Annotated in this window: 13 protein-coding genes; 5 read left to right on the plus strand and 8 right to left on the minus strand. The window is 49.7% G+C overall.

All coding sequences use genetic code 11. The features are described 5' to 3' along the window. Window positions 1–93: 93 nt before the first annotated feature. Window positions 94–1032: an Rpn family recombination-promoting nuclease/putative transposase gene (locus tag OGV74_RS01660; protein WP_086504692.1), complete on the plus strand. Its 939-nt coding sequence runs from the start codon at window positions 94–96 to the stop codon at window positions 1030–1032. 123 nt (window positions 1033–1155) lie between these two features. Then, complete coding sequence (gene nlpA / locus OGV74_RS01665) at window positions 1156–1974, plus strand: lipoprotein NlpA (RefSeq protein WP_048217041.1); 819 nt, start codon at window positions 1156–1158, stop codon at window positions 1972–1974. A gap of 28 nt (window positions 1975–2002) precedes the next feature. Here the strand turns inward: nlpA and OGV74_RS01670 are convergent, their stop codons facing one another. The 3 genes from OGV74_RS01670 to OGV74_RS01680 form a co-directional block, all read right to left on the minus strand. Continuing rightward, on the minus strand, window positions 2003–2905 hold the full coding sequence (locus OGV74_RS01670) for a carboxylate/amino acid/amine transporter (RefSeq protein WP_003023973.1): 903 nt from the start codon (window positions 2903–2905) through the stop codon (window positions 2003–2005). A gap of 118 nt (window positions 2906–3023) precedes the next feature. Continuing rightward, entirely contained in the window at window positions 3024–3329 is a 306-nt protein-coding gene (locus tag OGV74_RS01675; protein ID WP_071696258.1) for a putative quinol monooxygenase, read from the minus strand. 1 nt (window position 3330) lies between these two features. Further along, complete coding sequence (locus OGV74_RS01680; RefSeq protein ID WP_032937145.1) at window positions 3331–4338, minus strand: zinc-binding alcohol dehydrogenase family protein; 1008 nt, start codon at window positions 4336–4338, stop codon at window positions 3331–3333. Between the two features lie 104 nt (window positions 4339–4442). Here OGV74_RS01680 and OGV74_RS01685 point away from each other — a divergent pair, with 104 nt between their 5' ends. Further along, a complete protein-coding gene (locus OGV74_RS01685) occupies window positions 4443–5345 on the plus strand; it encodes a LysR family transcriptional regulator (RefSeq protein WP_003844479.1) in 903 nt (300 codons plus the stop codon). Between the two features lie 36 nt (window positions 5346–5381). On the opposite strand, the gene OGV74_RS01690 is transcribed toward OGV74_RS01685, so the two are convergent. From OGV74_RS01690 to OGV74_RS01700, 3 genes are all read right to left on the minus strand, one after another. Next, the gene (locus OGV74_RS01690; RefSeq protein ID WP_005121531.1) at window positions 5382–6878 is read right to left on the minus strand and encodes a C69 family dipeptidase; all 1497 of its coding nucleotides are present in this window, start codon (window positions 6876–6878) and stop codon (window positions 5382–5384) included. A 342-nt stretch (window positions 6879–7220) separates the two neighbouring features. Beyond that, on the minus strand, window positions 7221–7685 hold the full coding sequence (locus OGV74_RS01695) for a hypothetical protein (RefSeq protein ID WP_032950552.1): 465 nt from the start codon (window positions 7683–7685) through the stop codon (window positions 7221–7223). After that, window positions 7685–8455 carry a winged helix-turn-helix domain-containing protein gene (locus OGV74_RS01700; RefSeq protein WP_286520311.1) on the minus strand — a complete coding sequence of 257 codons (771 nt, stop codon included), beginning with the start codon at window positions 8453–8455 and terminating at the stop codon, window positions 7685–7687. The genes OGV74_RS01695 and OGV74_RS01700 overlap by 1 nt, the downstream gene beginning before the upstream one ends. Window positions 8456–9031: 576 nt before the next feature. Between OGV74_RS01700 and OGV74_RS01705 the strand changes: the two genes are divergently transcribed. Together OGV74_RS01705 and misL are read left to right on the plus strand one after the other, a co-directional pair. Next, the gene (locus OGV74_RS01705) at window positions 9032–9649 is read left to right on the plus strand and encodes a helix-turn-helix transcriptional regulator (RefSeq protein WP_003023988.1); all 618 of its coding nucleotides are present in this window, start codon (window positions 9032–9034) and stop codon (window positions 9647–9649) included. Window positions 9650–9723: 74 nt separating this feature from the next. Continuing rightward, complete coding sequence (gene misL / locus OGV74_RS01710) at window positions 9724–12528, plus strand: intestinal colonization autotransporter adhesin MisL (protein WP_086504690.1); 2805 nt, start codon at window positions 9724–9726, stop codon at window positions 12526–12528. A 115-nt stretch (window positions 12529–12643) separates the two neighbouring features. Here misL and OGV74_RS01715 read toward each other — a convergent pair whose 3' ends face one another. Beyond that, window positions 12644–13018, minus strand: coding sequence for a Rap1a/Tai family immunity protein (locus tag OGV74_RS01715; RefSeq protein ID WP_086504689.1), 375 nt, complete (start codon window positions 13016–13018; stop codon window positions 12644–12646). A 405-nt stretch (window positions 13019–13423) separates the two neighbouring features. Next, window positions 13424–13600, minus strand: coding sequence for a hypothetical protein (locus tag OGV74_RS01720; RefSeq protein WP_016151199.1), 177 nt, complete (start codon window positions 13598–13600; stop codon window positions 13424–13426). Window positions 13601–13635: the final 35 nt, after the last annotated feature.

A 13635-nucleotide genomic window follows, 5' to 3' on the forward strand; every position in this document is an offset into this window, starting at 1 on the left:
GAAAGCGCCTCGCAAAGGGGTAATTTCCCTGATGTGGTCTGTGCCACTGGCGAGTAATGTCCCGTCATCTTGTTCTTCCGGTGACGGACCGCCATGCAAAAACCAACAACATCTACACCGCATGATGCGGTGTTTAAAAAATTCTTAGGCCATCCAGATACGGCGCGGGATTTTCTTGATACCTATCTTCCTTCGTCATTACATGAGCTTTGCGATCTGGATACACTGAAACTGGAACCCGGGAGTTTTATTGAGGAGGATCTGCGTGCCAGTTATTCCGATGTTCTGTGGTCGCTAAAAACTAGAACCGGTAAAGGCTATATCTACGCGTTGATTGAACACCAGAGTTCATCGGATGTTCATATGGCATTTCGGATGATGCGTTACGCCATTGCCGCGATGCAAAATCACCTTGATGCAGGACACAAAACGCTGCCACTGGTGGTGCCAATACTTTTTTACCATGGCGTTGACAGCCCGTATCCGTACTCGCTGTGTTGGTTGGATGAATTTGACGATCCAGAAACCGCACGGCAGCTTTATGGTTCAGCCTTCCCGCTGGTAGACATTACGGCGCTGTCTGATGATGAGATTATGCAGCATCGGCGGATGGCGCTACTTGAGCTTGTCCAGAAGCATATACGTGAACGTGACCTGATGGTGCTGGTGGATAACCTGGTTGCTCTGCTGGTTAAGGGATACGCTAATGACAGCCAGGTAGAAACGCTATTTAATTATCTGATGCAGTCTGGCAGCGCACCGCGTTTCGAGGCGTTTATTCGCGAGGTGGCTTTACGCGTTCCCCAACACAAGGAGAGATTAATGACGATTGCAGAATGTTTACGTGAATCAGGGCGAAGAACGGGTCATTACTGTGGCTTACAAGAGGGATTACAAAAGGGCAAGATTGAAGGCAAACAAGACGAAGCGTTGCGGATAGCCCATGCCATGCTGGAGAAGGGGATCGATCGTGAACTGGTGCTAATTATCACCGGGCTTTCAAGTGATGAACTAACGGCATCTTCCGACTAATGTATCTTTTTCCCGTTATGCTTTTTTCTTCTTGCTGATGCTTTTTCGTTTTTTAAACCGCAGCGGCCTTGCCGCTATAGTCATTTCATTACTCATCAGACGGTTATTGCAAAAGGATAAAACGTGAAGCTGAAGATACCTTTTTTCGGGGCCGGGGCGGCGGTATTACTGGCGGGATTATTGCTGGCAGGATGCGATCAACAGAGCAGTGATGCAAAGCATATCAAAGTGGGTGTGATTAACGGTGCCGAGCAGGATGTGGCGGAGGTCGCGAAGAAAGTCGCTAAAGAAAAATATGGCCTTGAGGTGGAGCTGGTGGGTTTTAGCGGTTCTCTGCTGCCTAACGATGCCACTAATCATGGTGAGCTGGATGCCAATGTCTTCCAGCATCGTCCGTTCCTCGAACAAGATAATAAAGCACACGACTATAAGCTGGTTGCGGTGGGCAATACCTTTGTGTTCCCGATGGCAGGGTATTCGAAGAAAATCAAAACCGTCGCTGAACTTAAAGACGGTTCAACGATTGCGATACCTAACGATCCAACCAACCTCGGGCGGGCGCTGTTGCTGCTGCAAAAAGAGAAGTTAATTACGCTGAAAGCGGATACCGGCCTGCTGCCAACAGCGTTGGATATCACTGATAATCCGCGGCATCTGAAAATTATGGAACTGGAAGGCGCGCAGTTGCCGCGCGTATTGGACGATCAGAAAGTGGATGTAGCGATTATCAGTACCACCTACATCCAGCAAACCGGTCTTTCCCCGGTACATGACAGCGTATTTATCGAAGACAAAAACTCACCGTACGTGAACATCCTGGTGGCGCGAGAAGACAACAAAGATGCCGAGAATGTGAAAGAATTCCTGCAATCTTATCAGTCACCGGAAGTGGCAAAGGCGGCAGAAACTATCTTTAACGGCGGCGCGGTTCCGGGTTGGTAATCGTGACCCGTTGCCGCGCCGGTTGGGGTTAAACCGCTCTGGCGCGGCGACGTGAGTCCATTGAGATCAGTACTACCGATGAGAGGATTAAAAGCGTGCCCAGCCAGTCTGGCAGGGTAAACGTAATACCTAACAACAGTAGTGACAGCAACGCGCTGCTCAACGGTTCTGCGCAGCTTAAAATGCTCGCTTTCGGTCCGCCAATCATCTGCGCGCCTTTCAGGTACAGGCTAAACGTCAGCGACGTGCCGATGACCACCAGATAGAAAAACGCCAGAATCAAACTGCCATTCACCACGAAATTAGTGCCCTGTCCGGCATAAAACGGCAGCAGGATCATGCCGCCGATTAACATACTCCAGCCGACGACCGGCAGCGTGCCGTAGCGCGCGATAAGCGTTGAGGGGTAGGTGGTGTAGAACGCGGCGGCAAACGCCGAAGCAATTCCCCAGAACAGCGCGGCAGGTGAGATAGACAGCGACGTTGGGTTACCGTGGGTGACCAGTAAGAAGGTGCCGATGAGCGAGGTGAAGATTGCGGTCAGCACTAAAATCCCCGGTCGTGCTTTGCGCACCACGGAAAACCACGCCACGATAATGGTCGGTGACAAAAATTGCAGCACCGTCGCGGTGGCGGCGTTGGATTTTTCAATGGTCAGCAGAAAGGTGAGCTGTACGGTGAGCGCTCCAACTACGGAAAAAATCAGCAGGCTGATGGCGTCTTTGCGGTTTTTGATAATGGAGAACACTTTGTCGCCGTGAACGAAAGAGAGCATCAGCAGAATCAGCCCGGCGAAAATCAGACGTGTCATGGTCAGAAACTGCGACGACATCTGACTTTGCTCCATGATGTACTGCGCGCAAACGCCTGAACTTCCCCACAATACGGCGGCAATCAGGACGTTCATCATCCCTCTTCTGGTGGAACTCATCTTTCCCTCGGCATGTTGTTTTGTTTTATTTGTGTGCAGGCATCATAGCAGAGATAGCGAAGCGAGTGAGACATGACTGGTGTAGCCCCCCACGCGGCAGGGGGCTTCGGCAGTTATTTTATGGCGCAATCGGCGTCAGATAATCCAGCCGTAGCGGTTCGGCTAGCAGATCGTTCATTTGTAGAATGAACGCCTGGAAATGTGGCAGAGCGATATGTTCGTCCAGACCGGTCTGTCCCCGCCAGGATTCGCGTACGTAGAATACATCCGGCGTGTCGCGTAACTGGAACAGGGCATATTCAATATTGCCCGGCTCCCGGCGAGTAGGCAGTAACAGAGCCTGCAGTGCCTGTTTCAGTGCATCGATTTTCCCTGGTTTGGCTTTCAGTACCGCAATAATTGAAATCACTTCTGAATCGGACATGTTAAAACCCCTCCAGCACAATCTTGCCGACCGAGCGACCGGTTTCAATTTGCGCGTGGGCTTTTTGCAGATTTGCCGCGGTGATCGCGCCAAAATGTTCGCCCAGCGTGGTGCGGAGGGTGTTGCTGTCGATCAGCTGTGCCACGCGGGTCAGTAACTGATGCTGCGCAATGATGTCGTGGGTGGTAAACATCGAACGGGTAAACATAAACTCCCAGTGCAGCGAAATGCTTTTGGCCTTCAGCGGACGCGCATCGAGAGTGTGCGGATCGTCAATCAACGCCAGTTTGCCCTGCGGTGCCAGGGCGGCAATAATTTGCGAATAGTGCTGCTCGGTATTGTTCAGGCTGGCAACGTGCGTCACCTCTTTAATGCCTATCCGTGCCAGCTCTTCCGTTAACGGCTTGCTGTGGTCAATCACATGATGAGCGCCCGCTTCACGAACCCATTTCTGGCTCTGAGGACGTGATGCCGTACCGATGACGGTCATTTTGGTCAGCTTACTGGCCAGTTGCGTCAGAATAGAACCGACGCCGCCAGCCGCGCCAACGATCAATAACACATCATCTTCATTGCTATTCTCCTCAACGCCCAGACGGTCGAACAGCATTTCCCAGGCGGTGATGGCGGTCAGCGGCAGCGCCGCAGCAGAAGCATTATCCAGTGTTTTTGGCTTCAGCGCGGTAATACGTTCATCAACCAGCTGAAATTCGCTGTTACTGCCAGCGCGGCCCAGCGCTCCGGCGTACCAGACTTCATCGCCAGGTGTGAACAGGGTGACGGCTTCACCCACGGACTTCACCACGCCAACGGCGTCCCAGCCCAGAACGCGCGGCACATCGGCGTTAAAACCTTCGCGAACCTTGGTATCAACGGGATTGACGGAAATGGCTTTCACTTCAACCAGCAGATCGTGCCCGGTAGCGACTGGCATGGGCAGGTCAATTTCTTGTAAAAATTCAATGTTATTGCCGTCGGTCGCGGCGCGGGTAATAGCGATGGCTTTCATGGTCTCTCCGGTCACAGGAATCAGTTGAATAATTCGATGGTAAACCGGTAGCAGAACGGGAAAAATAGCCCTACGGCGACAGGACTTATACTCGGGGAGTGAAAATGTTCCGGCTTGAAGATCTCACGTTGTTTGTCCGCGCCGCGGCGCTGAATAGTTTTAGCGATGCCGCGCGAGAAGTCGGCGTTCAGCCTGCTCAGGTCAGTTCAGCTATCAAACGCCTGGAGTCTACATTGGCTATCCGCTTGTTCGCCCGCTCCACGCGCAGCCTACGCCTGACGCCGGAGGGCGAGGTCTGGCTACCCTATGCCCGCCAGATGCTTGACGTGATGCATGCCGGGCTGCAAAAAATTCAAACCCCAGAAGATGAAGTTTCTGGCACGCTGCAAATCGCCGTGCCTTCCGATCTTGGCCGTAACCTGCTGCTGCCGGTCTTTCAGTCGTTTCGACGCCGCTATCCCGCGCTGCGCCTGCGGATTTTTTTCTCCGATCAGGTGACGGATGTCTTTAAAGACCCCGTCGATGTTGCGTTTCGCTATGGCAATACCGAAGACGCTTCATACATTGCGCTGCCCGTTGCACCGAGTAATCGACGTGTGCTGGTGGCATCACCGGAATGGGTTGCACAAAACGGCGCGCCGCAAACCCCGGATGATTTAACACAGCTCAACGCCATGACCTTCGTATTACGCGGCCGCCTGCACGATCGCTGGACGTTTACGCGCAACGGCGAGGTCAGTAGTGTGCAGGTTAACGGCACCATTATGAGCGACGATGCGGAAGTGATCCGACGGCTGGCAATTGCCGGGGAAGGTGTGGCGTACAAGTCGTGGCTGGATGTCAGCGAAGATGTGCGTGACGGTCGATTACAACTGCTGATGCCGGATTATCAGGGGGAGAAAGTCCCGCTGAATATGATTTGCCCCCATCGGAAGCAGCTTTCAAGAGCAGTCCGTCTGCTGCACGACGCAGTGAAGGCGCGGTGTGAAATGCTGGCGCAAAGCTAATAAGCGCTTTACGCCAGAATACTATCGCGTCGTTACTCAGTCTTTTTTCGCAGCGTTTGCAAAGAAGATATCAGACTGAATGTCTTTGGTGCGGATGGTAAATAGCTGATTAGTCAGATCTTCCGTCAGCTTCTCGGCGTCGGCCATGATGCGCAGGTTGAAGTCATTCAGCATCTTATCGGCGGCTGGTTTATCGGTTTTCGCCATCTTCAGATACTCTGCTTCAACCTCTTTTTGCTCCTTGGCCACTTTGTCTTCCCACGCTTTGTAGGCTTTTTTGACGATTGGCGCGAGCTTCGGATAATCGGTCATCGTCAGCGTTTGTAATTTACGATATTTCCAGTAGATAGACTGATCGTCCGCTTTATCGGTACCCATCGTATAGTTAGCCGGATATGCTTTCAGGCCGCTGTAGTACGGAACAAAGGCGGTGAGATCAGCCATGCCCAAACCAATGTAGGTCGTTTCACCGATCTCTTTTGGCAACCACGGACGGACCTGCATAACATGCGCTTCATAGGTGCGGAAGACGCTGACCGGACGCCATGGCTCTTTGCCGTTCAGACCGTTGGTGTAGGGGTCATGGCTGGTGCCTTCATAATGGTTACGCAGTACGGCCTTCACATCGTCCAGTGTCATTTTCTTCTCTGGCGTCATGAAGACCGGGAATTCGCGCCCTTTGGCCATATCCTGGTTTACGGAAGGATTGAACTCTTTCTGGATGGTCCAAACGCGAGGGTCGTTATACGTGCGGTCACGCTCATCATCACGGGTATAGGCTTTGGAGAAGTTGAATTTACCGTCTTTTGCCGGTTCGTACAGACCCTTTTCGGTCGCAAATTGAATCAGGTTTTTTGACGCCATCATGTCCGGGTTTTTCGGATCGTAATCCTGTAAGCGGCCCTGATTACCGGTGGCAAAATACTGGTTATTTGGCAGGCGCTGCGCCATCCACTGATGACCGCTGCCGGTTTCCAGATACCAGATCTCGTTATCGTCGACGACGGCAACGCCAAAGCCTTCGCCTGCGCCGACGGTCTCAACGATATGGCCCAGTAGCGCCACGGCTTCACGCGCGGTTTTACTCTGCGACAGCAGAATATCCGGAATATCATCTTCGGTGATCCCTTTATCCTCAACGTAAGGGTCGGCGGCCAGCGCTTTTGGTGAGGCAAAAATAGATTCTGTGCCGCTCACGCCAACGCCCAGCTCGTTAAATCCGGTCGCGCCGTGCAACTGGGTTTTCCAGTTTGGAACCGTGGTATAGCGAAGAGAGTTTTTGGGTAGCGGCCAGGTAAAGTCATTCGCACCGTTATGTGCTTTGGTGCTGTATACCCCGGTCTGATTCTGTTTTGCCGGGTGAATGACAAAATGTTGCGCTTTCAGGGCATCGCTGTCAGCGCTACGGGCAACCAGCATCGAGCCGTCCGCTGATGCTTCGTTACCGACCAGCAGGGTCGTACAAGCAAAACCTGATGAAACAACGGCCAAATTTATAGAAAGTGCAATCAGGCACTTTTTAAAAGTAAACATTACGTATCCCTCATATGTACGCCAAAAATACACCGGAAACATACCGTTTCCTGAAATGCGATAACGTCTGAACCCTCAGACATTGCTCGCGAGAGAGATAAACGCCCCTGCCCACGCCTTCTCCAAATAACCATCCGTAGATTGAAGTCTTCTGGACAAAATAAAACGCCCGTTTCGCTTAATTATTACGCAATGGATATCGTGATATTCAGGATGTTTCCTGATTCGGGATGAAGAATAGCAATGGGTTATTAGAGGATTCAGTGACCCATGTCGCGTAAGTTGATGATGGAAAATATGAATTCCATTGAGGGGGCGCGCTTTTTGTTTCCGGATATGACGTTACCTCTTGCGGCAATACAGCGAGGGTACATTGGAGCTGGCAAAGATCCATGCGCCCTTATACTCTTCCATGACCAGACTCAGGGTTTGTCCGCTTTGGCGGTAAAAACCGGGTAAGGTGTTGTTAATATCCGTTTCATCGGCGCTGTCTGCGAAGGTTTTGACCACCTGCATCGCCTGTAGCACCCGGGCTTCGTGCTGTCTGGTGTAGTTGAAATAAATGTTCCTGCTGATGTCTGAGGTATTACGTCCATAAAGTTTTCCGGTAATGGTGGCCAAACCTGCATTATCGTACATCCGAAACGATAACGTACCGGCAAAGCGATTGCTGCCAATATTCCATTCCATGTTGCCGATACAACTCAGCGGCTTTTCGGCAAAGCGTGAATACCATAGCCACCCGCCTGAACCGAGCAACGTCGCCAGACCGATTACCAGCAAAATAAGGTGATGTATTTTTTTCATTACCCGCGCATCCAGTAATAGTGGGTAGCACAAAACGCGTTAGCATCTATCCGCGCATCTTTATCACAGACAAATGCCACGATCCTCTCTGCTTTGCGGTAGCCGGAAAGGAAGACGTGCTTGTTGTTTTCACAGAGATAGGGATGCAGTTGCATCAGATTGAAATAATTCTCCTGGTCGTGCTCATTCGGTGAGTAATAAATTTTACAGTTTTGCCGAGAGGGAACTTGCATAGAAACAGACACGAATTTACTAAACGGCATAACAGGACGCGTCTGATACCACACCAGCCAGATAATCAGGGTGGCAATAACGATGCCCGTGCTAAATATAATGTACCACCAGGGGCCCCGCGTCGTTTGTTGAGGCGCGGGAGAAATTATCTTTGGGGGCGCGTAATCCTCAATAACCGGTGGCTGGTAAACTTCACTTTGAGGATGTGTTATCGCCTCAATCTGCGTATTTTCATTTAATGTAAGCCCGCGCCGGGAAATTGTTTTCACCGTATCTCTCGGCAGACCCACATCCGCCAGAGCATTACGTAGCGTCAGAATAGCCTGGTAAAATGTGTTGGTGGTGGTCACATTATTTCTCTCACCCCAGCCCACTTTAATCAACGTGTTCTGAGAAACAATGTCACTTGCGTGAGTAATTAAATAGAGAAAACAGAGCGAGGCTGGGAGCTGAAGTTGTATTGCTCTCCCTGTCTGTCGATTGACCAGGCTTTTGTTATCAGGATTAAATTCGACCAACTGATTGATAAGGTACAATTGCCCAGCCCTCAGTAACCAAAACGTATCACCGCATGTGCCAACACTTACCTTAAATTTTACATCCAAATCGATAATATGCCTCACTCTTTGTACGTGATCGCAGATAAGAATTTCATTTAAGAGTTAAATGTTCTTTACATACAATGTGTTAGCTGAGTAAGTTCTTAGGTAAAATTAACTAATGTTAAATAATGAGAATTCATTACAGGTTTATCTGAATTATCATTATATTTATCCACAGCACTTCAAGGTTGATTGAGTTATCAGTATTGTGTAATTAATGAGTATCGTTTACATCGGTTGTTTTTTTAGCAAATAGTGCTTTTTTGGGATTTATCCTATGGTTTTAATTTATGCATAAAATTCCTAATGCCCAGACTGTTATTCTGAGATAAGGCACAAAAAAGCTTAGCGCAATCGTATTAATCACAGTCCATACTTATTAGCGCATCAGGAGTTTATTACATTTTATTAGCGCCACTGTTATTAACTGACAAGGAATGTCGTACGTGTCGGATTGACACATTTATTTACCAATGAAATATTTATGGAAAAATAACAGGAGTCATTTTGATGAAGAGATCACCATCACAGAGTGTTCGTTGCATAAGCTGTGAATTATCCTGTCAATTATTTCCGGATGCTGCGGTTCGCGCCAGTTACTGTCACCGTGCCGCTTTTGCTATCTGGCCTGAGGGAAATGGCTTTCTGCAAAAAGGAATTATTGAAAAACTTCTGCTTAATAATCAAAATCATTTGTCGCGCGGGTTTATTTTTGTGGACTTCTCTTTCCCGAACCTGCGCCTGTTTGCCGACCCGCAATGGGTTGATCGTCTGGCTTATAGCGGCATGCATATTGTTTTGATAGCGGACCGGAACCTGGCGCCGTTAGCCAACTACTGGCTGTCGAAAAGCAATAAAATACAAGGGATTATATATTCTGATGATGATGATGACGTACAGCATCAGAAAATGAGACGATTATTTACCGGTCATCTCGCTAACAGTAAACGTGGGCGCACACTCAACTATACAGAAATGATATTACTGAAGCGATTTGTCTCAGGAAAAAGTATTCAGCAAATTACCCAAATAGATAATATTGATATTAAGAAAATATATGTCTATAAGCTCCGGCTTGAAGATAAGTTGGGCCATAGTATTCATAAAATACTATCGAATATTTTATAACGCATTTCTGATTTTTATTATTTCACATCCTTGCGATGTGGTGGACGCTCTACGCCTAATAGCAGGAGGCTAATATGCCAAATCCCAAATCTTACTCTCGTATTGCCATCGCGGTTTCAGCCGCATTAACTTCTATGGTATTTTCGGCCCATGCAGCCTGGATTGATGTTGATAGTCTTCCTTCCAGCGGTCTGGTTAGTAGTCTGCCTCCGGAGTTGCAGGCTTTATTTCCTGCACAGGCGAATGCCAGTTTCGCTAAAACCAGCGCTACGCCGAATTATGTTTATCAGTGGAGTGCCGGCACCATTCCCGTTTTTGGTCATGGATTAACGCTGAATGGGCCGGGAGCAGAAGCCTTCGAACACTCCATTACCGTTATTCAGAACAGTGCGACGGGTAGCCCGGGTGTTATTTTTGGTGATGACCTGACGATCCGCACACAGTCGAAGAATGCTGCCAACAATGGTAAAGATGTTGACGGTATTCGCACGCACGGGGCTAATACGCCGGATAACCCGGTCTTTATCATCACCGGAGATCGCACCAGCATTTATGTGGACGGTCAGGATGGTGACGGTATTAACGCCGGTTACAACTCCTATAGCCAGGGTTGGAAAGGTTCAGCCAACATATATGTCGGCGACGATCTGTATATTCAAACCACCGGTTATCAGGGGCGTGGTATCACTGCAAACGCAATGAAAGACGCTACGCAGGCCAAAAATACGATTGTCGTCGGCGACCGGGCACACATTGTGACGATAGGTGACAGTTCAGAAGGTCTCCGCACCGGGCAGAGTGGTTCCTCGATCCGCCTTGGTGATGACGCCACTATCGAGACGTCGGGTGCTTCCTCGACAGGGATCTATGCCGCCTCATCTTCCAAAACGGAACTGGGCAAAAATGCCACGATTACGGTCAACGGCGTTAGCGCACATGCGGTTTATTCCACCAATGCGACCGTGAATCTCGGCGAAAACGCGACGATCAACGTAAACAATTCGGCGAAAGCGGCGTCATACAGCAAGGCCCCACGCGGCCTATATGCGACTTCACGCGGGGCAATAAACCTGGCTGGCGGTGCCGCCATTACCATGGCGGGCAATCACAGCAATGAAAGTTATGCCATCAGTACCGAAACGGGCGGCTCCGTAGATGGCTCTGCTGGCGGGCGCTTCCTCATCGATGGCGATCTTCATGCCGCTGGCGCGACTGCTGCAACCAGCAGCCTGCCACAGCAAAACAGTACCATTACGCTCAACATGACCGACAACTCGCTGTGGAGTGGGGCGTCATACATCACCAGCGTCACGGCCGGAACGGGGGTTATCTCGCTGCAAATGAGCGATGCGACCTGGAACATGACCAACAGCTCAACGCTCACCGACCTGACGCTGAACGGCGGGTCAGTGGTGAATTTTGGGCATACTGACGGCGAACCGTGGCAGACGCTTACCATTAATGAAGATTTCACCGGCAACGGCGGCAAACTGGTTTTCAATACCGTCCTGAATGACGACACCTCCGAAACCGACAAGCTGAAAGTGCTCGGCAACACCGCGGGTAATGCGTTTGTGGCGGTGAACAACATTGGCGGAACCGGGGCGCAGACCGTTGAAGGTATTGAGATCATCGAAGTAGCCGGTAATTCTGACGGTGCTTTTGAGAAAGCAGGTCGTATTGTTGCCGGTGCGTACGACTATAACGTGGTGCAAAAGGGCAGCAACTGGTATCTGACCAGCTTTATTCCTGCTCCGCCGGATCCGGAAGAACCGGACCCGGTCGATCCGCATGACCCAGACCCTGTTGATCCGGACCCGGTTGACCCCATTGATCCAGACCCGGTCGATCCTGTAGACCCGATCATCCCTGAGCCGGAAGAACCTGTTGCGCCTCCTGTTACTGAGCAGCAATACCGTCCGGAAGCAGGCAGTTATCTGGCGAACAACTATGCCGCTAACACGCTGTTTATGACCCGACTGCACGATCGTCTGGGAGAGACGCAGTACATCGACATGCTGACGGGCGAGAAAAAAGTCACCAGTATGTGGATGCGTAACGTCGGGGCGCATACCCGCTTCAAAGACGGTAGCGGGCAGTTGAAAACCCAAAGCAACAGCTATGTGTTGCAGTTAGGCGGCGATCTGGCGCAGTGGAGTAGCGACGGTCTCGACCGTTGGCACATCGGCGCAATGGCAGGTTACGCCAACAGCCAGAACCGCACGCAGTCCAGCCTGACCGGCTACCATTCACGTGGTCAGGTCACCGGTTACAGCGTAGGGCTGTACGGCACATGGTATGCCAATGACGCAGACAAAACCGGCACCTACGTGGACACCTGGATGCTGTACAACTGGTTTGATAACAAGGTGATGGGCCAGGAGCAGGCGACAGAGAAATACAAATCCAGCGGGATAACCGCTTCGGTAGAAGCCGGTTACAGCTTCAAACTGGGTGAAAACGAGCGCAACAGCTACTGGCTGCAACCGAAAGCGCAGGTGGTGTGGATGGACGTGCAGGCCGACAGCCACCGCGAAGCGAACGGTACCCGCGTGAAAGACAACACCGATGGCAACCTGATGACCCGTCTGGGTGTGAAAGCCTTTATCAACGGTCACAACGCCATCGACGACGGTAAATCACGCGAGTTCCAGCCGTTTGTCGAAGCCAACTGGATCCACAACACGCAGACGACCAGCGTGAAGATGGATGATGTGAGCAACGACATGCGCGGCACCAAAAACATCGGCGAACTGAAAGTCGGCGTAGAAGGGCAAATCACTCCGCGCCTCAATGTGTGGAGCAACGTGGCCCAACAGATCGGCGACAAAGGCTACAGCGATACCCGCGGTATGCTGGGCGTGAAATACAATTTCTGACGGGATTGTAAGTAACAGAAAAGCCGCTGATTAATGGGTCAGCGGCTTTATTTTTTGGGGAAGCGGTAGATCGGATAAGCGTTAGCGCCATCCAGTAAATAAGCTGCGTACAGCGCTAGCTATTACTATTTTTGTTACAAGCAAGTTCTTTGCCCAAAGCAATCATGGCCAATTCAGAAGGACTGTATTTTGTTCGTTCTTTAGGATGGGTCTGGAGGTAATTACCAACAATATCAGCTTCCTGTCCAATGGTTATGCTTTCATTACAGATGATATTTTCTTTTGATAGTGTCCCCGCTACACCGGCAACAAAAGACATATACATCACTGCTGTCTGTTCATCCCGAACATTCAAATAATCAAAACCTTTCTCATACAACTGATAACCGTGATAAAGCGAGTTGCCGTCGATATTCAATGTCGATTTTGCCAGTACAGGCGTTGAAAAACAGAGCAATAACACGACAGGAATGGCAATTTTACTGATCATACGAGCACCAGCCGCCCTTATGGTGTGAGCCAGTACCGCCGTGCGGGTGTTCTCCTTTCGGGCATGCGAAAACAGTAGATGATGCGGTGATAGTGACGAGAGCGATAACCATTGCCATGAATACGTTTTTCATATGTAACCCAATAATCTAATTTATTAGAAACGAGGCTGTCCCTTCCTGATTAAAGAAAAAGGATGCCTGTGTATTTTTAGCGGGATTATAATATGGTGTTTATTGTGCTGTCATGTTTATCGTTTGGCATAGGCTATCAGGATAGTATTTTTATTATGATTTTTAGTGTAGTGATTGAATGATTTCTAATGCGTTTCTGATTCATGGATAATGAGTTGCTGCTTCAAATATCATAATTATTGATTTTTGCCCGTAAGTTTATAATGCTTTTTTCATTTATTAGGCTCCATTAATTCATCAAAGAAATTATCGCCATTAACAATATTATCAGAATGAATATCAAATTGTGCACATTGAATCTTGGCTTTCAGTAACTGAATTTTTATTTCTTCGACTTTTTCATCGTCGTCAATCGAAAAGATGGTGTCTGGTTTTTCGTGGTGATTCATTTGTTTGGGTTCCCGTTACACTTTGGCTTCATTTT

The organism is Citrobacter sp. Cf116, from assembly GCF_030336505.1.
In the GTDB taxonomy this organism is placed as follows: Bacteria; Pseudomonadota; Gammaproteobacteria; order Enterobacterales; family Enterobacteriaceae; genus Citrobacter; species Citrobacter freundii.